Origin of the sequence: Fictibacillus sp. 5RED26 (assembly GCF_015903895.1) — a bacterium.
GTDB classification, from domain to species: Bacteria; Bacillota; Bacilli; order Bacillales; family Fictibacillaceae; genus Fictibacillus; species Fictibacillus phosphorivorans.
Map to the genome: position 1 here is coordinate 327,967 of NZ_JACZDU010000002.1, position 22,738 is coordinate 350,704.

The following is a 22,738-nucleotide window of genomic DNA, read 5'->3' on the forward strand; positions in this document are numbered from 1 at the left end:
GAAATAAACGAAAAAGATGAAATAAGGCATAAGAAAAGGAAGCCCGTCATTTTCTCCGCTAAATCCTGTGCTCAGGAAGAAATAAAACATGGTGAATAAAAATGTGGTACCTGCACCTATGTATAAGGGACTTTCTTTAATGATAGTACGCATTCGATCCCAACTTTCTTCTAATGATTCTCTATCTTTATCGTACCATTATTTAGAAGGTTGAAGTTTCTTCGTTTTGGATATTAGAAAAGAACGTAAAGTTTTAAGGAGTGGTAAGATGTTTGGTTCTCCGCAAATGGTCTCAGTTATTTTTTATGGTGCTGCCCCAATGCGCTCGCAGTATCATAACCGCGCTGCACTCCAAGCGGCAATCGCGGATGTAGACAGCAGGGGAAGAGGAGTAGTCGTGGTACCTCCAGAGATTGATTATGGATATAAACGTGGAATCCCAAGTACCTATCCTGATTTTTCTTCAGCACGCCATGATATTCTGATTCATGATTATTCGATCAACACTCGTTATGATTCGTATAACGGGGACGGTATGCAATACAGAATCATTACGAAGACTCACAATGAGACGGCTGGCAAAAATGATGGAAATACACAGTGGCTAAATGGAAATTGGCACCCAGCCTTTATGCTGATGCATGAAGGAGAAAGCACGAATAACCGAAGAGCCACTTATTTTACAGGGATAAAAGGTGAAGTGGCTTGGGGAGTGGGTCAAGGAATTAATACAGCAGGCGTATCGAGTGGTGTTTCAAAAGGCGCATCAGACGATGAATTAGCGCATTTCAAGATCATTGGTAATAAAGTAGCCGATGGTAGAGGACTTGAAACAATGCTGGCTATCAACAAAACAAATGGGTTTTGGGGTTTCGGCGGAATGGCGAACCCTGACAAAGAATTTCATTTTAAAACAAAGCGTGGCTGTAAAGGGGAAGTGAAATTTGAATCACATACAGATAACTTGGAAATTAGCCTAAGCACACCGAACAAAATGCGGAAATGGACAATTCGTGATGATAACGGCAGCTTAAACATTACAGATCTGAACGGAACTTCTAATGTAGTGACCATTACAGATTCTGGAGAAGTCATTGCAAAAGGCGGTATTAATATAAATGTATCAAGCTTACCTAAGAATCCTACTGCGGGACGCATGGTATTTTACAAAGGAGAGCTAAAGCTTTACACGGGTTGTGAATGGAGAACGGTATAAGAAAAAAGGAGCTGCTTATAGCTCCTTTTGTGTTTAAATCACCAAGAACTTTCCTCAATATATAGTTCATAATCAATTGAATCATCTTCGTTAAGTTTTTTCCCGTTAATATAGACTTGATTCCATTCATACATGTACTTGTCAAAGTAAACATAAAAGACGATTCTAACATCTTCTTTCTCGGTGTAATCATAGCCTGTAAATTCTACAACATGGTGACGACCATCTTGTTTGATATAGTTCCACTTCGGATTGTCCATGTAAGCTTCTAATGTATCTGCTTCTTCGCTGATTCGTACGGCATTCTTAATATTCGTTTCTGTGGGTATGAAAGACAAACCGAAATCCAATGCAAAGAATAATGCAATCAAAAGAACATGCAAACCGATCATACTACCAATATGCGTTCCGCCTTTTGTTTGAATATAAGATTCTTGCACGTTTTCAGGTAAAACTCTAGCTTGTTTCAAAACGTGATTCGTATGATTAAAATACCAGCGATTTCCGAATAAGCCGACGATTATGGAGATTATCCCGTAAAAGGGCAGGTCAAGCCAAATGGAAAGGTCTATAAAATAAAAAGGTACCGACCATACCAATTGAAGACCTGCAATAATAAAGAAAGGTTTATACATTTTGCGGTACGCAAGCCAAAACGTTGAAAAGAAGAAGGCTAGCCAGTTCCAGGTGCTTTTTGTTGCCGGGTTCTCAACGGATTTCCACTTTAAGTCGTAGTAAGGTATATTTTTTTGAACAACTTTATGTTGCTGCTCAAATAAGCTTAGTTCCTCTTGGTGTGCTTCGTTCATGTCCTTCTCCTCAAATATTTAGTATTTTTATAAACGTTACTTCACTACAGGTCTTTCAATACCGTTCAGAAAATCTTGTATCATCTCAAGGTGATCCGTAAATAGGTTTTGTGGAAGCTTGTCTATTGGGAAAAATTTATTATCCATTGATTCCGAATTAGAAGTAAGGAGATCCCCCGTAAAATCATGACAAGTAAACACATGCATTACCATGGATACTTGGTCGCCATTTGAAAAGGTTTTATCAAGGCGTTGTCCAGAATAAACGCCAAACAGCTCAAGTTTACCAAGTGTAAGTCCTGTTTCTTCAAAAACTTCTCGTCTGGCTGTATCTTGCACCGTTTCTCCGAATTCCATAAAGCCCCCTGGTAAACCCCATTGACCGTTGTCACTCCGTTTATTAAGAAGTAATTCATTTTCTGTATTAAAAACAAAAGCTCCGGCGACCACCGTAATGATCCTGGAGTGACCCACCATTGCTCTCACATACTTTATGTAATCCATCAGAATCCCCATTTCTCTATTTCCTTATTTTTCTACTATACCTTCATTATGTAAGTTCGTCTGCATTTTTTTGTAAAAAGACATAATAAAAATGAACTGGTTTATCATCCACTTCATTGGTGTGTTTCTTATAGAGTTTGAGGTCTTTTGTACACTGTTTCACAATCTACTGCAAAAAGAAAAGCGAGGATGAATCTCGTTAAGCTTCTCTTTGTAAGGCAGGCTTTTCAATCGTACTTAGCAGATCTTCGCGGGCTTTTTGACTTAGCTCATTAGAGTACTCAATAGCCTCATAAATGGATGTAAAGTGCTGTGATGCATAGTAAGGAGATTTATAGCAATGTATCACTTTCGTTTGTGAAGGATAGATGAGCACCTTCCAGTGGTAAACATTTCGTTGCTTTTCACTGCCTTCCATCGCGATGAGCCAATGTGTGGAGCTCTCGAGTGCTGCGTTTTCTTCCTGAGCTGTGTTCTTTAGAGCAGCCCGATCATTTTCACCGATTAAAATAGGCACCTTTTCATAGAACTCCCTAAGGTTTGGGTAGTTGTTCATACCATCTCTCCTCTCAAACATGATTTGTCCATTTCACAAAGTACATGTTTCGCTTATTGTGACATTATATGAAGGGAGAGAGGAAAAGATGATTCAAAAATAAAACCAGATGCCAAAAATCTTTAGCATCTGGTAGGTGAACGTTAGAAACGTCTTCTTTTGTTACGACGAGGTCGTCTCGGCCGTCTGATCTTGATCTCTTTTACCTTAATAAAACGAACTCCGATAAATAGGAAGTAAGTAGCTAGTGCGACATAAAAGAAGATCGGTACGCTTTCGAATCGGTTCTTCGCAAGCAAGTAAAACATGTAAAACAAGAATAGCGAGATGATCGTTCCGTATCGCGGCATCGGGATATCCTTGAAGCTTGGAATCTTGATCGTGCTTACCATCAAGAGACCGAGTCCGTAAAACAGAAGTACAAAAATCCAAAGTGGAATCCATTTTACGAAAAAGACTAAGAATACAACGATTCCCCCTGCAAGCGGGATCGGAATTCCTTTAAAATATTTCATCGATTCTTCTGCAGCCGTAATGTTAAATCGTGCTAGCCGGTATGCGCCGAATAGTGGAAAAAGACCTGCAAACAGAAAGCCCCACATCCCCAGATGAGCAAAGTAGGTATTCGCTACAAAATAGGCGGGTGCTACGCCAAATGAGACAACATCCGCAAGTGAATCGAGTTCCTTTCCAAGGTTTCCTGAGACTCCTAAAATCCGAGCTGCTCTTCCGTCGACCGCATCCAGCATCATCGCGATGAAAATGAGGATAGCTGCGTTTCGAATATCACCGTTTGAAACGTAACCGATGGAAAGAAACCCACAGAATAGATTTCCTAAAGTTAATAAGTTTGGAATATGCTTTTTCATTGTTCACGTCCTTAAAAAATACTCTTCTCTATATAATAGATGATTTTATTGGAAAAAGTTATGTTTTTTTGGTTAAGTGAGTAGTTTACCATATTTTTTGGGTGGTTGGGGTAGGGGAGATGTTTAAGTGAGTGATAGCTTATGAACTAAACTCGTTCAAAAATGTACAGAAAGAGACTTGGTACGGTTCATGTGCTTGGTCTGAGCAAAACAAGTATACGATTGAGCGAAAAAGAAGAGGATTGGGGTGTAACGTGAGCTATCGTGAGCGAAACGCTCGACTGTTGGTGTGAAACGAAAGCCATATTGAGCGAACGCGTAATTATTATAAGAACACGTACCGTAAAAACAACTTTGTCCACATAAAATATGATAATTCGAGTCCACCCCATGAAGATTACTTCACACTTCTCTTCAAATAACTCTCAAACAAGAGGTCGATCAACAGCATCAATGTTGATCTTGCTGTAATATCATAGCCTGCGAACTTTACACGGCCGACGGTCATGCTCAGGTTTGTCTTCACCATCTTGCCTAAAGTAGAGTCGGATGCGTTCGTGATCGCTGCTGTATCAACGACTTTATACGAAAGCTTCTCGGCTGCTTGCACGAGTGTTTTCGTTTCGCCGCTTGACGAGATAAAGAACACGAGGTCGTTCGGTTCTACCATATTCGGTAAAAGGTCGATCATGTGTGATTCGTATGTATAGTGAGTCTGCTTGTTCGTCTGCATGAGCAATTTACTGAAATACTCCGCCATCATTTTTGATAGACCTACACCAACCACCATCACACGTTTTGCGTTCACGATTTTCTCACTCAATTTTTCGAGCTCCGTTTTTTGAATCGTTTCAAACGCGGAGACAAATTCCTCTTTATAGCGCTCAACCGGATTATCCCTCAACATGACATGCTGATTTTCAATCATTTTTAAAATGTATTTCAGTTCCGAAAAGCCTTCAAGTCCGAGCTTATGCGACATGCGTACAATCGTTGTTGTACTCACGTTGTTCACTTTGGCGATCTCGGTTAACGAATGCGTTTTTGCTTCATCTATATGGTTGTCTATGTAATACAGTACTTGTTTTTCAGTCGGTGTAAGTTCAGCTAACTTGCTGCTGAACTGATCTAGAAACTTCCCCATCGTTAACTTCCTCATTTCCGTACGATTCTTTCTTTTAGTATAGCCCATTTTTCATTCTGTACAAATGTACGGACTCTGTACAAAGATAACGCTTACTTTCATGTTACAAATAGAGTATAGAAAGTTGGAAGTGCTTTCATACTAGGGGAGATTGGAGTGAACGTCATGGAACTAAGAAACATGACCCATCCGAATTTAGTGTTGTTCGATGTGGATGCTCAAAATAAAGAGCAAGTTATTCGGCAGCTAATTTCAAAGATTAAAAAACAAAATTATATAGAATCTGAAGAAGCTTTATTGGAAGCGGTGTTAAAACGTGAGGAGCAATCTCCGACAGGCATGGAGAAAGGGTTAGCGATTCCGCACGGAAAATCGGCAACGGTAAAACAAGCGGTCTTTGCGGTAGCTCGTCTCAAAACACCACTCTCAGATTGGGAAAGTATCGATCCGAACAATAAAGTTCAGCTCGTATTCTTGATCGCTATTCCTGAAAGTGAAGCCGGAACGACGCATTTAAAAGTATTGTCTACACTAAGCACAAATTTGATGCGTGAAGGCTACTTGGAAGGTTTGATGGCAGCGGGAACAACGGAGGAATTTTTAAACAGGCTGGATGTTGAAAAGAAGACGGAAGTTACGACTGAAAAAGAGTTCACGAAGACTGTTGTTGCTGTTACAGCTTGTGCAACAGGTATCGCGCATACGTACATGGCAGCTGAAGCTCTGGAAAAAGCAGGACGTGAGCTAGGTGTTTCTGTACTCGTTGAAAAGCAAGGTGCGAGTGGAATTGAAGATGAGTTATCAGCAGAGGTTATAAAAAACGCGGATGCTGTCATTTTTGCAACGGATATTGCACCAAAGCAAAAAGACCGTTTTGCAGGTAAATCGTATGTGCAGACGCGTGTAGCTGAACCATTACGAAAAGGGAAAGAAATGATTCAAAAAGCGCTGAATAACCCTGATGGTGTTGTTGAAGCAGAGGAAGAAGAATCATCTACTTCACAATCAAGTGGCGGAGGCGGATTCTTTAAAGATATGGTCCAAGCGGTAATGACAGGGATCTCTTACATGATTCCCGTTATCGTTGCAGGTGGATTGATGATGGGGATCGCAAAGCTCGGTGCGATGCCGTTCGGACTTGTAAACGAACTTGCTGATCCGAAGTACGCTACACATTCAAACGAGCTATTCGTTATTCTGCACCACCTCGATAAGTTTGGAGCACTCATATTCAAATTCATGTATCCGATATTTGCCGCGTTCGTCGCGTATTCACTGGCTGACCGCGTTGGTCTAGTAGCCGGATTTATCGGAGGAGCTTTTGCAGGGGGACTTCATTACACGTTCTGGAACAACCCGGAAGGCATTCCGTCTGGATTTTTAGGAGCATTGATCCTCGGTCTTGCAGCAGGTTATATCGCTCGCTTCTTGAACCGAAAAATACAGTTGAACAAAAATTTAGCAGCGATGAAGCCGATGTTTCTCATCCCAGCGATCTCAGTACTATCGATCTTTTTCTTAAACTTTTATATTGTAGATCCTGTGTTTGGCGGTCTGAACGTTGTGTTACGCAACTGGATCGAGTCTGCACAAGGAACGGGTGACGTTGTGCTTGCATCGATCATCGCTTCTGCAACTGCTTTTGACTTAGGTGGACCGATCAACAAAGCAGCTGGTGCGATCGCGATCGGACTTGCCGCTGATGAAGTGTATCCGTTAACAGCTCGCGTTCTAGCGATCGTTATTCCACCGATCGGCCTTGGAATCGCTGTTGTCATTGATAAATATATTGTCGGTCGCCGTGTATTCCCAGCAGACCTTCGTGTAGCAGGTAATACATCGTTGTTATTAGGATTCCTTGCAATTTCTGAAGGTGCGATACCGTTCATGCTTCGTAACCCGTTGATCACGATACCGATCAACATTATCGGTGCGATCCTTGGCGCAAGTACGGCTGTCTTGCTTGGAGCTGTTCAATGGCTTCCGCTTCCGGCAGTCTGGGGCTGGCCGCTCGTTGAGAACCTTTGGGCTTACTTGCTCGGACTCGTTGTCGGCGCAGCATTCATCGCATTCTCCAACATCTTTATCCGCTTTGCGATTTTAAAGAAAAAAGAGAGACAAGCATAAGAAGATTTTAAAGTACGTGCCTCTTTGACAAGGGTGATTGGAGCGCAAGGTGCGAGACTCCTGGGGGATAAGCGGGACAGGTGAGACACCTAACAGCGCAGAGCGCTAGGTGGCTCACCGCACGCCTCCCGGAAAGCGAGCATCCTGGAGCGGAAATCAACTACTTTCGGAGAGCGACATTGAAAATACAAAAAAGAAAAGGGGCGCATCTTGTTAAAAAGGTGACCCCTCTTTCTATTAAACGTGAGCAACTCGGGAGGGAAACAGCATGAAACAGAAACAAAAAAAGGTATACGTCGTACCGCATTCGCATTGGGATCGCGAGTGGTACTTTACTATAGAAGATTCAAACCTACTACTCGTAGAAAACATGGACCGGTTGATGGATGTTATGGATAAAGACCCTGAGTATACGGGTTATGTATTTGACGCGCAGAGCTCGATCATTGATGAGTATCTAAAGATTCGTCCAGAAGAAAAAGAACGGTTAAGCCGTTTGATCGCCGATAAGCGTATTTTCGTAGGACCTTGGTACACACAAGCAGATTCACTACTTGTTAACCGAGAGTCATTGATCCGCAACTTGATGTACGGAACGCGAATCGCTGAAAAGATGGGTCACTCCCTGAACGTTGGTTATCTGCCTGATATTTTTGGTCAAAACACGTACCTTCCGTCTATGTTCAGAGAATTTGATATTGATTACAGCGTGTTACAGCGTGGAATCTATACCGATCAGTTGAACGGTGATCTGAACTTCACGTGGCAATCCCCAGACGGCGAGAGCGTGAAGGCAAACAATATCTACTTCGGCTACGGTCCAGGAAAATTTTTATCTGATGATCCTCAGTACATGGAAGAACGATTGCTGCCTATTTTAGAAAAAATAGCTGATCTGAACGCGAGCACGGATAACTTGTTGTTGCCAGCCGGTGGTGACCAAGTGCTCGTGCGTGAGCATTTTCCTGAAACGGTAAAAAAGCTGAACGAAAAAGATGACAAACACGAATATGTGCTATCTGACTATGAAACGTTCATGAAGGATACGTGGCAAGAAGGAGATTTTAAGAACGTGATCGAAGGTGAGCTGATCGCGACTCAAAAATCTCGTATCCATAATACGATTCGTTCTCAGCGTTATGATATCAAGAAACTTAATGATATTGCTGAAGAAAAGGTCATTTATGAACTTGAACCATTAGCGAGTTTTGCAAGTACGCTAGGTTTTAAATATCCGCAACGATGGCTGGATGAGATGTGGAAGATGCTTTTCGATGTTCACGCGCATGACAGCATTGGTGGTTGTAATTCTGATGACACGAACCAAGAAATCGTGAATCGTCTTACGAAAGTTATACGAATTGCTGACGGCTGTTTGAATCTATTAAAAAAACAGATATCAGAAGCTGTGAGCCGTAAGCTAGGCAAAGATTCGATCTTTGTGATGTTCCATCTGCTGCCTAAAGCGTTTGAAGGCTCTAAAAAAGTCGTTCTTTTTACAAAAGAAAAAGGGTTTGGTGTTCGTGACCTAGATGGAAATCCTGTTTTGTTCGACGTATTGAATCAGGAATATATCTCAGGTGGAAAGACGATCGTCGTAACGGCGGATGGCGAGAAAGAAGTAGAAGCGCCAGGTTATTACAGAAACGAAGTGCTCTTACAGAATGTGAAACTTCCGTCCATGGGCTATGAAACATTTGAAGTAGTGGAAGATGAAGTGATCGAACATGTAGCTCCGAAAGTTGAAGATAAACGAGCGATACAGAATGAGAACTTCCGCATTTTTGAGGAAGATGGCAGACTGCATTTAACGGTGAAAGCATTGAACAAGACGATCTCAGATTTTGTGAAGTTCGAAAATGTTGCGGATGCGGGCGATTCATATGATTTCTCTCCACTTGCAGGAGACTCTCCGATTTATTCCCGAGAGATCGAATCTGTTTATGTTGAGGGAAGTGAAGCTGTAGAATTCATGGAGGTCGTGCATCTGTTGCAGGTGTCGAAAGACTTGGAAGAACGAAAAGTTGGAGACGCAACTGGGAATTTAGCCATTGTAACCCGATTTGAACTACGCAGTGGTGAGGACTTTATCCGGGTTACACATGACATTGAAAACGAAGTAAAAGATCACCGCGTTCGCGTGTTGCTGCAAACTTCTGTTGAAGCACCAGATTACTCGTTCGGTGATCAAGGTTTCAGCTTGATTCAGCGCCCGACCGTTAATCCGTACATGGAGAACTGGAAAAAAGAAAAGTTCGCTGAAGCACCAGTGCCGATCTATCCGCTTGAAAATCTAGCAGGTGTAACGAACGGAGAGTTAACTTCTGCTGTTATCACGAAAGGCATCAAAGAGTATGAGTTGATCAAAGAAACGGGGCAACTCGCTTTAACGCTGTTCCGAAGTGTTGGGCTGCTTGGTCGTGACAACTTAGCTTGGAGACCTGGCCGCGCGTCAGGTATCAACAACAAAGTCGTTCATACACCGGATGCTCAAATGCAGACGAAAATGTCTTTTGAGTACGCAATTACGGTTACAGAAGGTCATGATGTTAAACAGTTGTTTAACACGGTAGATAATTATCGCGGACACAGTGTGAGTTATCAAAAGCAAGCGTTGAACACGTTTGAAGAGAGACTCGACCGATTTGAGATTCCTTATCCAGTGGATATCTTACCGGCGAGATTCAGCTTGTTTGAGACAGAAGGTGACCTGTTCCTAAGCACGATGAAAAAAGCGCATGACGATGAGTCGGTCGTCTTACGTTTGTTTAACCCGAGTGAGGTAGCACAGACAGTCTTATTAAGAAGCGAACATATCCAATCTGTTGCACAAACAAAACTGAACGAAAAAAGTGTGATCGACGTGAAAGACGAAGTGACGGTTCGAGCAAAAGGATATGTCACATTAAAGCTTCGTATGAAGGAGAATGTGTAATGAGTTTTCCAAAAAAAGTTGAGAATTTGTTAAAAACGATCTATGGCGAAGAATTTTCATCTACCTATAAAGATGAAATCATAAAGCTTGTTGATGGGTGGAAAGAGAAGAAGTGGAGCGAGACAGCTCCACTTTCTGAAAAAAATGTGTATCTGATCACGTACGGCGACATCATAAAAGAAGAAGGGGAGCCGACGTTAAAAACGCTGAACAAGTTCATTAACGAATACGCGGCAGATGAGATTACGGATGTACATTTGTTACCGATGTTTCCGTATACGTCTGACGATGGTTTTTCGGTCGTTGATTATCGTGAGATCCACCCTGAACTGGGGGATTGGTCGGATATTGAAAGATTTTCAGGCGATTATCGTTTAATGTTTGATTTTGTGGCGAACCATATGTCGAAGTCGAGCAAGTGGTTTCAAGGCTATCTGAAGGGTGAGGCAGAATATGCGAACTATTTTACCCCGAAAGAAGAAGGTTTCGATGCTTCAAACGTCGTGCGTCCTCGCACCTCTCCGCTATTTCACGAGTACGAAGGTGGAAAGACAGCGTGGACAACATTTTCTGAAGATCAGGTGGATGTGAACTTTAAGCATTTTCCTGCGTTGCTGGAGATGACGGATATTTTACTGAATTACGCGAACCGCGGTGGGACAAGCATTCGCCTAGACGCGATCGGTTTCATGTGGAAAGAATCTGGTACGACATGTATTCATCTTCCTCAAACACATGCCATCATCCAGTTGTGGCGTGAGATTTTAGAAGAGCTGAAGTTAAACACGCTCTTGATCACAGAGACGAATGTTCCGCATAAAGAGAATATCAGCTATTTTGGTGACGGAAACAATGAAGCACATATGGTGTACCAATTTTCGCTGCCGCCGCTCGTATTGCACACGTTAACGACTCATGATGCGAGTAAGCTGACGGGTTGGGCGAAGTCGATTGAAAAGGTGTCTGATTCGGCTACGTACTTTAACTTTTTAGCGAGTCATGACGGTATCGGCATGCGTCCAACAGAAGGAATTTTAACAGAAGATGAGCGTTCCTCATTGGCTAAAAAAGTGCTGAGTAACGGCGGTCGTGTTTCGTATAAAAGTAACCCAGACGGAACGGAATCTCCTTACGAGCTGAACATCAATTACATGGATGCGCTCATCAATAAAGACGAAGATACGAGTGAAGATATGCAAGTGCAAAAAATGCTTGCGGCACATTCCGTTTTGTTCTCCGTGATGGGTGTTCCAGCCGTCTATTATCATTCATTATTAGGGTCTGAAAACGATTATGAAGGATTGGAGTCGTCAGGAATCAACCGCCGGATCAATCGTCAAAAGTTTCAGTACGATGAGTTGGTAGCTGATTTGGAAACATCTACTCGACGTCAAAAAGTGTTTACGGGGTTAAAACGGTTGATTCGAACGCGTCAGCAGGAAACGGCGTTCTCGCCATTCGCTTCACAGTCGATTGTAGATCTTGGGAAGCAGGTATTCTCACTAATTCGCAGAAATGAAGAAACAGATGACACGGTGTTGTTCGTGATGAACGCATCGAACAAACTGATCGATGTGGAACTTCCTTTCGGTGGGCAAGACTTGTGGAGTGGCAATTCTGTTGAGAGAACTGTTGAACTTGTTCCGTATCAGTTTATGTGGATTAAAAAATAAAGTAGGTGGACACGGATGAAGATTGTCATTGCTCCTGATTCATTTAAAGAAAGTATGACAGCGGCTGAAGTCTGTATAGCAGTGGAAGCTGGTTTCAAAAGTACGTTTCCTCACGCACAATATGTGCACGTTCCTGTTGGCGACGGTGGAGAAGGAACCGTTACATCGGTTGTTGATGCGACAGGCGGCGAGATGGTCGAAGTCCAGGCAACAGGTCCGCTCGGTGAAAAAGTAGATGCATTTTACGGCGTGACTGGTGACGGGAAGACGGCAGTGATTGAGATGGCTGCCGCATCCGGTCTTCATCTTGTTCCGAGAGAGAAGCGAAATCCTTGTGTGACAACATCGCGCGGAACAGGTGAACTGATTCTGGATGCTTTGAATCGAGGAGTGGAACGGATCGTACTAGGTCTTGGTGGATCTGCAACAAATGACGGCGGTGCTGGCATGGCGTCTGCACTCGGTGTTAAGTTTTTGAATGTGAACGGTGAGGAATTGTCTGCTGGTGGTGAAGCGCTTCGTGAACTTTTGACCATTGATGTTTCTGGGCTGGATGCTAGGTTGCAATCGGTTAAAGTGGATGTGGCGTGTGATGTTACAAATCCGTTAACGGGACACCACGGGGCATCGGCAGTTTTTGGACCGCAAAAAGGTGCGACGCCAGATATGGTTGGCATTTTAGATGAAAGTTTAAAACGATACGCTGAAGTAGTGGAGCGAAATATTGGTGTTGCAGTAGATGAGTTACCAGGCGCGGGCGCTGCTGGCGGCCTTGGTGCAGGAGTTGTGGCGTTTTTAGACGGAAAGCTGCAGAGCGGAATTGATCTTGTGCTTGATGTAATTCATTTTGAAGATGTGGTTCGTGATGCGGATCTCGTCATTGTTGGAGAAGGCCGGATCGATTCTCAAACCATTCATGGCAAAGCGCCAGTTGGTGTAGCGAAACGAGCGAAGACTGTTATGGACGGTGTACCCGTTGTTGCGATTGCTGGCAGCATAGGTCCTGATTATGAAGCGGTGTATGATCACGGAATTGATGCTGTTTTTAGCGTGGTGAACTGTGTGGTGACGTTAGAGAAAGCATTGTTGCATGGAGCGACTAATGTGGAAAAAACAGCGGAAAACATTGCGCGTTTGATACATTTGAAAATAAATTAGCCCCTTGCTCTCAAGGGGCTTTCCTTTTTTAGGATTTGAGAATTATGAAATGTCTAGAAATGCACGATCGAGGACTTTTTCTGAAGTAATCTATACGATTTGATATGAGGTTAATGCTTTTGTTTTTGCATCACTTTTAATAACCCAATCACATCATCATTTTGGCTAACTTCGATCCGACTGACAGTGGCTTTAACATCTTTTACATCTGTTTCTAATGTATCCAGTCTAGTAACAATCTGTTGTTGGCCAGTTTCTAAGGTCGTTACCTTATTATCTAGATTACTCACCTTATTATCTAGATTGGTCACCTTATTATCTAGATTGGTCACTTTATTATCTAGATTGCTCACTTTATTATCCAAGTTACTCACTTTATTATCCAGTTCAGAAACCTTATTATCGATGCTGAGTAATTTTACTAGAATTTCATTCAGTACTTTTTCCACATTTCTCACCTCCTTTATTAGTCTTCCTAAACATTTTACAATATATAAAACTTATCGTACAGTTGGTGTAAATTAAACAACTGTTTAAAAAGTGGGAGGTCATTTCATGAGTATTATTGATATTAACTGTGATATGGGCGAGAGTTTTGGCGCTTACAAACTCGGAACAGACGAAGAGATTTTAAAATACATAACATCAGCCAACATCGCATGTGGTTTTCATGCGGGAGATCCTGCGACGATGATGAAAACGGTAAAATTAGCGCTAGAGCATGGCGTTGGAATCGGTGTTCATCCGGGGTTGCCTGATCTGGCTGGATTCGGCCGCCGAAACATCGATATCTCTCCACAGGAAGCATATGAGATGGTGGTTTATCAGATCGGTTCATTGTGGGGATTTGTACAGGCTGAAGGCGGAACGATTCAACACGTGAAACCGCATGGTGCGCTCTATAACATGGCGGCGGTGAATCGTGAACTGTCTGAAGCGATTGCCGAAGCCGTTTACAAAGTGAATCCTGAGCTTATTTTATTTGGACTTGCAGGGAGTGAGCTCGTTCAAGCAGGTGAAAAGGTTGGGCTGCGCACAGCATCTGAAGTTTTCGCCGATCGTACGTATCAGCAAGATCGCACGCTTACTTCACGCAAATTGCCACATGCTGTGATTACGGATGATGATGCGGCTGTCGCACAAGTGATTCGTATGGCTAAAGAAGGAAAAGTGATGACGCAGCAAGATGTTGACGTTGATATAAAGGCAGATACGGTTTGCATCCACGGAGATGGTGCGCATGCACTGAGTTTTGCGAAGAAAATTAGACAAACGTTAGAGGATTCTGGGATCTCTGTACGTAAAATCGGAGAAAGTATTTAAATTAGACTGCTTCAAGCTCAAAGGAACGCACCTTTGAGCTCTTTTTAATGTGTGGTAGGTTAGTTAGTTCGTGTGGTTAGGAGTGGTTTTCAGGTGGTATAGGGACGATGAGCGGTAAAAAATGAAGGCTCACCGGTGGAAACTCTCACTTTACAGGTGGAACGACCGACTGTACCGGCGAACGTGTAACAAATATAGAAACACGTACCGTAAAACCCCTCTCTATGTCATAATAAATCTGGAAACTTCTACTAAAGAAAGGAAGCATCACACCTATGATTTGGATTCTTTACCTTATCTTTTTTATTCTATCATTGACACTCTCAATACTTGGTGCATCAACATGGATGTTCATCACGCTGCTACTATTTTTTGTAGCAGGCTCTTTTCTAACTCTTCTCTATCCGTTAATGTGGCAAAAAGATGCTGAACAAGTAAAGAAGTACTTACTAAAATCAAAGCAGCCGTATCACCGCTTTTTATATGCATTTTTATATGAACAAGAAAGTGAGGCTGAAACGAAGCTCACGAAAATCAAACAAGCTCAGGCGAGAAAATATGCTGAGATCATGCTTTTCACACAGCAAGAAAGATGGGCAGATGTAAAGGAGCTTCTACAGACTATGAAAAAAAGTGATCTCACACTTTATTATTCTGCAATCGTTGCGATGGAAGAAGACAGACAAGACGAATACGAGAATTACAAGAAACAATTGAAAGACCGTGATTATGTGACATGGTTAACAGTTGAAGAGCATCGACGCAACGGCAACAGAGACGAGGCGTTCGCTATTCTTGATAAACAAATAAGTACCTTAGGTGGACTAAAATTACTATCCGCCCTTCACTATAAAAAGAAGCTACTACATACAGCGTAAACGTCAAAAACTAGAACTCCATTACAAGGAAATCTAGTTTTTTCTTTTTCCAGCACATTCCACGCGTCTTCAAGCTACCTTTATCCGACAAATAACAGTATAATTAGGCATAAAAACATTTTTTGTAAAAAGGCAGGAATATAGGGGATGAATAATTTTAGATTCGGTATTCGCCAGAAAATCATTACTGGCTACATTGTCATCATTGTCTGTTTAATTGCTGCTATTCTTGCGGTGACCAACCAGCTGGATAACATGAAGAGTGAGAGGAACTTTATCATCCAGCATGATATTGCGGTCAGGGACCTTACGAGTCAGATTGAAAAAGATTTGCTAACAATGGAGACGAACAAAAGGGGTTATCTGATTACAGGAGATGAGAGCTATCTTCAGTCTTATGATGAAGCTCGTTCAAAATGGACGAAGGACTTCAACACGCTGAACGAACTTCTCTCTGATAATCCGAATCAGCAAAAAAACGCTGCAATGATTAACGAAAACATTAAAGAATGGATCGCAGTTGCGGGAGATCCGCCTATTAAAATGAAGCAGCAGAACGATACGGCGGGTATCACGGAATTCTTCAGACTAGATCCAGGGAAAGAAAAGACAGCACAAGTGCTTCAGCAATTCGATTCTTTTCGAACAAAAGAAAAAGTACTTACTGAACAACGCGCGGATGATCTGAACGACCAGAATCGATACTTAGAGATCGGTCTTTTTAGTTTGCTAGGATTCGTTGTGATCGCATCCATTACGCTTGCTTATATTATTTCTGGTTCGATCATTAAGACGATCAAAGCAGTAGTCGAGACGATTCGTGCCATGACGTCAGGCGGAAACTTGAGCAGCCGTATTCATGTGAAATCGAACGATGAGATCCGAGATTTAGGAGAAGCAACGAATGAACTGTTGAACTCTTTTGAAGAACGCGACTGGCTACAACGAAGTGTCACGGATGTTGTGAGTAGGAACCAAGGCGTTTCATCGCTTGAAACGCTAGCGGAGATCTTCCTTTCTGCTACAGCACAGATCACGGAATCGTCGTACGGTGCCTTTTATATTAAAGAAGGTAAAGACGAGAACGTTCGCTTTGTTAAAAAAGGAGCATTCGCGGACACGGATGCTGATGTAGGACGAGCTAGCTTTAAGTTAGGACAAGGTCTCATCGGCCAATGTGCACTCGAAAAACGAGTTCAAGTGATTGAAAAGATTGATGGAAACTATACGCTCATTTCTTCTGGACTTGGTGAAACAAAACCGAACAGCATCTTGATTGCGCCGATCGTGCACGAAGATGAAATTGTAGCCGTAATCGAGCTAGCGAGCCTAACGACTTACAGCAACCAGCACATTGCATTTATTGAAAAAGTGCTTGAAACATTCGGACTCACGATCAACCGAGTGATCGACCGAATGGAGATTGCAAGACTTCTATCTGAATCACAAGCGATGACAGAAGAACTGCAGGCGCAATCTGAAGAGCTTCAAACGCAATCTGAAGAATTGCAGATGCAATCGGAAGAACTGCAGATGATAAACGAACAGCTTGAATCTCGATCACAAGATGCTGAGGAAAAATCGAAGGCACTTGAAATCGCGAAAAAGGACCTTGAAGATAAGGCGAAGCAGTTAGAAACAGGATCTAAATACAAATCAGAGTTTTTGGCGAACATGTCTCATGAACTGAGAACCCCGCTTAACAGTATCTTGATTCTTTCCGAGATGCTTGCTGAAAATGGAAACCAGTCACTTTCGGACGAAGAGTTAGAGTTCGCACGAGTCATCCATTCATCCGGACAAGATCTTCTGAATCTGATCAATGATATTCTAGATCTTTCGAAGGTAGAAGCAGGTAAACTGGAGATCATGCTTAGTGAGGTGAACCTCAGTGAGTTCCCGGCTAACCTGGAGAGAAACTTTACGCATATCGCGGATCAAAAGAATCTTAACTTTACGATCAACATGGCTCCTGACGTCCCACCACTTCTGCAGACAGACGAAAAACGTTTTCAGCAGATCGTCAAGAACCTGCTATCCAACGCGTTTAAGTTTACGGAAAAAGGATCAGTATCTGTTAGCGTGAAAAGGGTTCAGACAGATGTGATCTACAACGGTGTTGATTATTGGTTAGAAGTGGCGATCAAGGATACGGGAATCGGCATACCGAAAGAGAAACACGCACTCATTTTCCAAGCTTTCCAGCAAGGGGATGGAGCAACGATTCGCAAATTTGGCGGCACAGGTCTTGGGTTATCGATCAGCAGTGAGTTTGCGAAGCTTTTAGGCGGAAGACTGCAGCTGCAAAGTGAAGAAGGAAAAGGAAGTACCTTTAAACTTCTTATTCCAAGTATCTCTGATGAAAAAGTTTCTGTTCAAACGTTCCTTGGAGCATCAGCTGAAGTGGCGACTGCACTTGAACAATCCAGCAACCCGGTAGCTGTGGCAGAAGCACCAATAACAGCTAAAATTGTACCTGCAGAACCTGAAGCAGAACAACCATCGATCTCTGTTGATGAAGAGAACGTATTTTATGGTAAAACGGTGTTGATCACAGATGACGATAACCGAAATATCTTTGCGTTAAAAACAGCTCTAGAACAAAAAGGAATGAACATTCTAATCGCAAATAACGGCATGGAGTGTCTGGACGTTCTTGATGCGAAGAAGAATATAGATCTGATTTTGATGGATATCATGATGCCAGAGATGGACGGCTATGAAACGATGCAGCGCATTCGCGGAACAGGTGACCACAAGGACTTGCCAATCATTGCGTTAACGGCAAAAGCGATGAAGAACGACCGTGAAAAGTGTCTTGAAGCAGGGGCGTCTGATTATATCAGCAAACCGCTGAAGCTCGAACAGCTCTTTTCTGTAATGCACGTTTGGATGACAAAGTGAGGATCGACCACTGATGAATGATTTCTTATGGAACAACGATGACAACCAGGAAAATAGCATAACGGAAACACTCGAGATGGATCTGTTGTTAGAAGGATTGTACCGCGTATCTGGATTTGATTTTCGCCAGTATATGCGGTCCTCCATCCATAGACGTGTCCACAACCGCATGCAGCTCGAACAGATTCCAACGATTACGGGCGTGCTGGAAAAAGTTCTGCATGAACCAGCTTTCATGACGACGCTGCTCAATGACTTTTCGATTAACGTTACGGAGATGTTTCGTAACCCGGAGTTCTTTCGTGCATTTCGCCAAAAGGTGATTCCCGAGTTGAGAGATCTACCAGAGATCCGTATTTGGCATGCAGGATGTGCCACGGGTGAAGAAGTATATTCAATGGCTATTTTGATGGAAGAAGAAGGCTTAAGTCATAAGACGAAATTTTATGCGACAGACATGAACGAACCAGTGCTGAACAAAGCGCGTACAGGTATTCTGCCGCTGAGCAAGATGAGGACGTACACGAAGAACTATATGGCGGCTGGAGGGACTCAAGCATTTTCTGAGTACTATACGACAGACGGCCACTTTGCTTATTTAAAACCTTCGTTGTTAAAGCAGATCAGTTTTCTGCAGCATAATCTTGTGACAGATCATTCGTTCAATGAATTTCACGTTATTCTTTGCCGAAATGTCTTGATCTACTTTACGGCTGCTCTGCAAAATCAAGTGCATGAGCTGTTTTACGATAGCCTCAGCCCGAATGGTTTCCTTGGACTTGGTGATAAAGAATCCATTCAATTTGCGGACTGTGCGGATAAGTACGTGGATTTTGCCGAACAGGTGAAAATTTATAAAAAAAAATAAAAGCAGGATGAAAAGAGGTGTGAAAACCTCTTCAATCCTGCTTTTTTTATTTGGCTTGAATCATCATGATACACATATCATCGCTCTGACCTTTTTGCTGTTCTTCTGGAATAACTAGGTGAATCGGTGATCTGATGTTGCTCCATTTTTCCGAAGCCACGTACTTCAGCTTCTCTAGCATCAATTCTTCGTTGTCACCAGCTTCTAGCACACCATCCGTGAATAGCAGCATCTGAATGTTATCTTCATAATTAATCACAGACTTCTTCACCTCGATCTGCTCAAAGAAACCGACAGCAAAACAGCTGCGTTCAATGGATTGAAGCGAATTATCAACGAGCACATAGCCTTCTGGATGCCCGGCATTCACGTATTCGACCGTCTTTTTCTCCGTATCGATCAAAAGATAGATGCCTGTGAAATAGTAGTTGTAGTCATTTTTCGGGTTATGCAGAAGCGCCATGTAACGGTTCAATTCTTTGATCACGAGCTCCGGATCTTTAAGTTCTTTAATGCTATCCCGCATAACAGAAGAGATGAACATGCAGACAAGAGAAGAGGAAATTCCGTGCCCCATCATATCAAGCAAGATGATGCCATAACGATGGTCATCGAACTTATGCCAATAATACATATCGCCCGCGAGCTTAAAGGAAGGCAGGTGAGACACGTTAATCGTAATGTTGTCTTCTTTGATCGGCGGGTTCAACAAGCCTTTTTGAACTTGCATCGCAAGATCGAGCTCATTTTGAATCTTTTGTTCTTGTTCAGCATGCCAGTCTTTTTCGTATTTTAATCGAAGTGCGACTCGGATTCTAGCAAGCAGTTCTACTTTATTAATCGGCTTCGTCACATAATCCATACCGCCGCAGTCCAGCGCTTCTGCTAACTTCGTAGAGTCTTCAAGCGCCGTGATAAAGATGATCGGAATGTCTTTGAAGCGCTCGTCTTTCTGTACGCGCTGACAAGCCTCGATCCCGTCAATCTCCGGCATCATGATATCAAGGAGAATCAAGTCGATCGACTTTTTGTTCAGCTCTTTTTCATTTTCTTCGAGGTGATCGAAAAGCTGTTGAGCCGATGAGAGTGAGGTACAGTCTTCGTATCCTGCATTCTTCAATATTTTCTCTATTACAAATAAATTTACCGTATTATCATCAACGATCAGAATGGACATTCAAACTTCTTCCCCTTATATGTACCATTTATTGTGTGTTCTTCTAAGATCATTCATTTCTATAACTCTAGTATACAAGTAAATACAGAAAGGGACTATTTTTTAGATTATTTAGAGTGGGATAGTGGTGGTGGAACAGTTATTAGGAGTGATTATGCTAGTTATGGCAGAAGAGGGGGGTGTTACGTAATAGACTGTGTACAGGATAAGGACATTGTTGCGATTTGTGCACAACAGATAGACTGTTTGAAATATATCCACGGTAATCCAAATTATATTCACGGATAAGCGTATTAATTTCACGGATAACCACAATAATTTCACGTATAAAATAATTTAAACGATTTTCGACACTTATCGCCACAATAACATCATCTATGGAAAATACACAATGCTCAACCGTATGTTCATTTTAAACATTTTAGTTGACATTATTGTTCGTTTATAACATTATAATACATATAAGATGTTCGAAAATAACAAAGGTGATGAAAACAATGCCTAAAGAGCGTAGAGAGCAAATTCTTCAACAATTAAATGAGAACGGAAAAATTGAGATTGAGGACTTAGTAAACGAATTAAATGTTTCGGCGATGACAATCCGCCGTGATCTTGCTTTTCTCGAAGAAACGGAACAGATTATTAGAACGCATGGCGGAGCGATACTTAACAAGCCGTTAGTCGTGGAATCATCTTTCCGAACAAAAGAAGGAAAGTTCAACGATCGGAAGAGAGCAATCGCCGAGAGAGCTGTACAATTCATACAGGATCACTCTACTATTCTTTTAGATTCAGGAACGACAACGTTAGAGATTGCAAAATTGTTAAAAGAGAAAACGACGATCACAGTTGTTACAAATGATATAAAAATTGCAGCTGAGCTTCTAGATACGGATGTGAAAGTAATCGTTACTGGCGGCGAACTTCAAAATACGATTGGAACATTGTTCGGTCCATTAACAGAGCAGATGTTAAAAGGGATTCACGTAGATCTCTTTTTCTTAGGAGCTCATGCGATCCACAGCCGAGCGGGTGTTACAGCACCGACTTATGAGAAGGCTGCGATCAAAAAGCTGATGATTGAAGCATCAGAAAAAACATGGCTCGTGGCTGACTCTAGTAAGTTTGATCAAAAATCACTAACAAAGGTTTGTGACTTAAATCAGATACACGGATTGATTACAGATCTGCACATTTTAGATGAAACGGAAAAAATGCTGAATGAATATTTAGAAGTCGTAACCGTTGAAGGTGGTGAAAAGGGATGAAAGTCGGCGTTATCGCAGATGATCTAACAGGTGCCAATGCGACAGGGGTAAAACTGATCAAGCAAGGTTTTGAAGCGGCAACAATGGTGTATTACGATCAAGAACCAGCTTCAGGAAGTTATAACGCCGTTTGTATCGATACGGATAGCAGGTATGCACGAAAAGATGTGTCCGAGATGCGGATTAAAAAGTCCATGAACAACCTTCAGCGTTGGGGTGCAGATGTTATCTGTAAACGAATCGACAGTACCGTAAGAGGAAACATCGGAACAGAGATCGACATGGTCTTAAATGAACTTGGCGAACGGTCGATTGCGGTTGTCGTTGCATCGTTTCCAGATTCATCCCGAATTACATCTGGGGGTTACTTACTCGTCGATGGTGTACCTGTTCAAGCGACGGATGTGGCCAAAGATCCGGTCATGCCTCTTACTGAATCGTACGTTCCTTCTATTATAAGTAAACAGAGTGAGTATCTTGTAACACACATCGGGCTCGAGACTGTTTTACAAGGAAAGAAAACGATTCTGCAGGCGTTAAAGCGTAAAATAGACGAGGGCAATCGCATTCTTGTGATGGATGCGGTAACAGATGAAGAGATTGAAGATATTGCACATGCGATGGCATTGATTGAGGATTATCAACTCATACCTGTAGATCCTGGACCATTAACGGCTTATTATGCAAAGGCTTACACATCTCTCCATACACAAAGTAAAAAGATTCTCGTCACCGTCGGAAGTGTTACGTCTTTAAGTGGTGAGCAACTAACGTATTTGATCGATAAAACGGATGCGAAACCCGTCTACGTGGATGCTGAGAAATTAGCAAGTCTATCAGAGAGCTGGGAAACAGAAGTTCAAAGAGCTGTGACGGCTGCCTTGGAAGCTATCCTTCACCAAGACATCCTGATCATCACGACTAATTCACCAGAGGCAAAACGGTTAGAACTAAAACGATTGGCCGAAGAGCAAGATGTGAGTCAGGATCAACTCGCAAAAAGAATTGCAGATGGGTTAGGGAAGATTACGCGAATTGTCATTCAGTCAACGCATTATGAGATCGGCGGCTGTTTTTCCAGTGGAGGAGATGTTACGGCTTCACTCTGTTCCGTCGGAAGAGCAGAAGGCATCAAGCTAAAAAACGAAGTGCTACCTCTCGTCGCATACGGTGAATTCATCGGAGGTTACTTTGATGGTATACCGCTCGCAACAAAAGGCGGCATGGTTGGTGACAAAAAAGCGATTCACACGATTGTAAAGCACCTTTTAGCAAACCAAACGTCTACAAAGCAAGTTCAATAAATCTATAAAACAACTTAAGGAGGAA

General features: G+C 42.4%; 18 protein-coding genes. 11 read left to right on the forward strand and 7 right to left on the reverse strand.

All coding sequences use genetic code 11. From position 1 onward, the window contains the following. Positions 1-268: 268 nt before the first annotated feature. Positions 269-1,216: a hypothetical protein gene (locus IHV10_RS10010; protein WP_197128700.1), complete on the forward strand. Its 948-nt coding sequence runs from the start codon at positions 269-271 to the stop codon at positions 1,214-1,216. A 38-nt stretch (positions 1,217-1,254) separates the two neighbouring features. Here IHV10_RS10010 and IHV10_RS10015 read toward each other — a convergent pair whose 3' ends face one another. The 5 genes from IHV10_RS10015 to IHV10_RS10035 form a co-directional block, all read right to left on the reverse strand. Further along, positions 1,255-2,025, reverse strand: a complete 771-nt coding sequence (locus IHV10_RS10015) for a DUF2628 domain-containing protein (RefSeq protein ID WP_197128701.1) — start codon at positions 2,023-2,025, stop codon at positions 1,255-1,257. Positions 2,026-2,061: 36 nt separating this feature from the next. Beyond that, on the reverse strand, positions 2,062-2,529 hold the full coding sequence (locus tag IHV10_RS10020) for an NUDIX hydrolase (protein WP_197129907.1): 468 nt from the start codon (positions 2,527-2,529) through the stop codon (positions 2,062-2,064). Between the two features lie 199 nt (positions 2,530-2,728). Beyond that, positions 2,729-3,085 carry a hypothetical protein gene (locus tag IHV10_RS10025; RefSeq protein ID WP_197128703.1) on the reverse strand — a complete coding sequence of 119 codons (357 nt, stop codon included), beginning with the start codon at positions 3,083-3,085 and terminating at the stop codon, positions 2,729-2,731. Between the two features lie 143 nt (positions 3,086-3,228). Next, positions 3,229-3,954, reverse strand: coding sequence for a CDP-diacylglycerol--serine O-phosphatidyltransferase (gene pssA / locus IHV10_RS10030; protein ID WP_137790872.1), 726 nt, complete (start codon positions 3,952-3,954; stop codon positions 3,229-3,231). A gap of 397 nt (positions 3,955-4,351) precedes the next feature. Further along, positions 4,352-5,098, reverse strand: a complete 747-nt coding sequence (locus tag IHV10_RS10035; RefSeq protein WP_197128705.1) for a MurR/RpiR family transcriptional regulator — start codon at positions 5,096-5,098, stop codon at positions 4,352-4,354. Positions 5,099-5,263: 165 nt separating this feature from the next. Between IHV10_RS10035 and IHV10_RS10040 the strand changes: the two genes are divergently transcribed. The 4 genes from IHV10_RS10040 (at position 5,264) to IHV10_RS10055 (ending at position 12,991) form a co-directional block, all read left to right on the forward strand. Continuing rightward, the gene (locus IHV10_RS10040) at positions 5,264-7,225 is read left to right on the forward strand and encodes a fructose-specific PTS transporter subunit EIIC (RefSeq protein WP_197128707.1); all 1,962 of its coding nucleotides are present in this window, start codon (positions 5,264-5,266) and stop codon (positions 7,223-7,225) included. A gap of 268 nt (positions 7,226-7,493) precedes the next feature. Then, complete coding sequence (locus IHV10_RS10045; protein WP_197128709.1) at positions 7,494-10,160, forward strand: glycoside hydrolase family 38 C-terminal domain-containing protein; 2,667 nt, start codon at positions 7,494-7,496, stop codon at positions 10,158-10,160. Continuing rightward, entirely contained in the window at positions 10,160-11,833 is a 1,674-nt protein-coding gene (locus tag IHV10_RS10050; protein WP_197128711.1) for an alpha-amylase family glycosyl hydrolase, read from the forward strand. The genes IHV10_RS10045 and IHV10_RS10050 overlap by 1 nt, the downstream gene beginning before the upstream one ends. A 15-nt stretch (positions 11,834-11,848) precedes the next feature. Then, the gene (locus IHV10_RS10055; protein WP_197128713.1) at positions 11,849-12,991 is read left to right on the forward strand and encodes a glycerate kinase; all 1,143 of its coding nucleotides are present in this window, start codon (positions 11,849-11,851) and stop codon (positions 12,989-12,991) included. Between the two features lie 110 nt (positions 12,992-13,101). Here the strand turns inward: IHV10_RS10055 and IHV10_RS10060 are convergent, their stop codons facing one another. Beyond that, entirely contained in the window at positions 13,102-13,440 is a 339-nt protein-coding gene (locus IHV10_RS10060; RefSeq protein ID WP_197128715.1) for a hypothetical protein, read from the reverse strand. 106 nt (positions 13,441-13,546) lie between these two features. Between IHV10_RS10060 and IHV10_RS10065 the strand changes: the two genes are divergently transcribed. The 4 genes from IHV10_RS10065 to IHV10_RS10080 all read left to right on the forward strand — a co-directional run bounded on the left by IHV10_RS10065 (position 13,547) and on the right by IHV10_RS10080 (position 18,964). Continuing rightward, entirely contained in the window at positions 13,547-14,314 is a 768-nt protein-coding gene (locus IHV10_RS10065) for a LamB/YcsF family protein (RefSeq protein WP_197128716.1), read from the forward strand. A gap of 275 nt (positions 14,315-14,589) precedes the next feature. Further along, positions 14,590-15,192 (forward strand): hypothetical protein, encoded by a 603-nt coding sequence (locus IHV10_RS10070; protein WP_197128717.1) that lies wholly within the window; start codon positions 14,590-14,592, stop codon positions 15,190-15,192. A 147-nt stretch (positions 15,193-15,339) separates the two neighbouring features. Then, positions 15,340-18,096 (forward strand): CHASE3 domain-containing protein, encoded by a 2,757-nt coding sequence (locus tag IHV10_RS10075; protein WP_197128718.1) that lies wholly within the window; start codon positions 15,340-15,342, stop codon positions 18,094-18,096. Between the two features lie 13 nt (positions 18,097-18,109). Further along, on the forward strand, positions 18,110-18,964 hold the full coding sequence (locus tag IHV10_RS10080; protein WP_197128719.1) for a CheR family methyltransferase: 855 nt from the start codon (positions 18,110-18,112) through the stop codon (positions 18,962-18,964). A gap of 46 nt (positions 18,965-19,010) precedes the next feature. Here IHV10_RS10080 and IHV10_RS10085 read toward each other — a convergent pair whose 3' ends face one another. Continuing rightward, positions 19,011-20,141 carry a fused response regulator/phosphatase gene (locus IHV10_RS10085; protein WP_197128720.1) on the reverse strand — a complete coding sequence of 377 codons (1,131 nt, stop codon included), beginning with the start codon at positions 20,139-20,141 and terminating at the stop codon, positions 19,011-19,013. Between the two features lie 497 nt (positions 20,142-20,638). Between IHV10_RS10085 and IHV10_RS10090 the strand changes: the two genes are divergently transcribed. Both IHV10_RS10090 and IHV10_RS10095 read left to right on the forward strand, forming a co-directional pair. Beyond that, positions 20,639-21,409, forward strand: a complete 771-nt coding sequence (locus IHV10_RS10090; protein ID WP_197128721.1) for a DeoR/GlpR family DNA-binding transcription regulator — start codon at positions 20,639-20,641, stop codon at positions 21,407-21,409. Continuing rightward, entirely contained in the window at positions 21,406-22,713 is a 1,308-nt protein-coding gene (locus tag IHV10_RS10095) for a four-carbon acid sugar kinase family protein (RefSeq protein WP_197128722.1), read from the forward strand. The genes IHV10_RS10090 and IHV10_RS10095 overlap by 4 nt, the downstream gene beginning before the upstream one ends. Positions 22,714-22,738 lie beyond the last annotated feature (25 nt).

Excerpts from the sequence above, each read along its gene's own strand:
- IHV10_RS10095 (WP_197128722.1), top strand. The coding sequence starts at position 21,406 with ATGAAAGTCGGCGTTATCGCAGATGATCTAACAGGTGCCAATGCGACA.
- IHV10_RS10025 (WP_197128703.1), bottom strand. The coding sequence starts at position 3,085 with ATGAACAACTACCCAAACCTTAGGGAGTTCTATGAAAAGGTGCCTATT.
- IHV10_RS10020 (WP_197129907.1), bottom strand. The coding sequence starts at position 2,529 with ATGGATTACATAAAGTATGTGAGAGCAATGGTGGGTCACTCCAGGATC.
- pssA (WP_137790872.1), bottom strand. The coding sequence starts at position 3,954 with ATGAAAAAGCATATTCCAAACTTATTAACTTTAGGAAATCTATTCTGT.
- IHV10_RS10055 (WP_197128713.1), top strand. The coding sequence starts at position 11,849 with ATGAAGATTGTCATTGCTCCTGATTCATTTAAAGAAAGTATGACAGCG.
- IHV10_RS10075 (WP_197128718.1), top strand. The coding sequence starts at position 15,340 with ATGAATAATTTTAGATTCGGTATTCGCCAGAAAATCATTACTGGCTAC.
- IHV10_RS10015 (WP_197128701.1), bottom strand. The coding sequence starts at position 2,025 with ATGAACGAAGCACACCAAGAGGAACTAAGCTTATTTGAGCAGCAACAT.
- IHV10_RS10080 (WP_197128719.1), top strand. The coding sequence starts at position 18,110 with ATGAATGATTTCTTATGGAACAACGATGACAACCAGGAAAATAGCATA.
- IHV10_RS10045 (WP_197128709.1), top strand. The coding sequence starts at position 7,494 with ATGAAACAGAAACAAAAAAAGGTATACGTCGTACCGCATTCGCATTGG.
- IHV10_RS10010 (WP_197128700.1), top strand. The coding sequence starts at position 269 with ATGTTTGGTTCTCCGCAAATGGTCTCAGTTATTTTTTATGGTGCTGCC.
- IHV10_RS10070 (WP_197128717.1), top strand. The coding sequence starts at position 14,590 with ATGATTTGGATTCTTTACCTTATCTTTTTTATTCTATCATTGACACTC.
- IHV10_RS10065 (WP_197128716.1), top strand. The coding sequence starts at position 13,547 with ATGAGTATTATTGATATTAACTGTGATATGGGCGAGAGTTTTGGCGCT.
- IHV10_RS10050 (WP_197128711.1), top strand. The coding sequence starts at position 10,160 with ATGAGTTTTCCAAAAAAAGTTGAGAATTTGTTAAAAACGATCTATGGC.
- IHV10_RS10090 (WP_197128721.1), top strand. The coding sequence starts at position 20,639 with ATGCCTAAAGAGCGTAGAGAGCAAATTCTTCAACAATTAAATGAGAAC.
- IHV10_RS10085 (WP_197128720.1), bottom strand. The coding sequence starts at position 20,141 with ATGTCCATTCTGATCGTTGATGATAATACGGTAAATTTATTTGTAATA.
- IHV10_RS10040 (WP_197128707.1), top strand. The coding sequence starts at position 5,264 with ATGGAACTAAGAAACATGACCCATCCGAATTTAGTGTTGTTCGATGTG.
- IHV10_RS10035 (WP_197128705.1), bottom strand. The coding sequence starts at position 5,098 with ATGGGGAAGTTTCTAGATCAGTTCAGCAGCAAGTTAGCTGAACTTACA.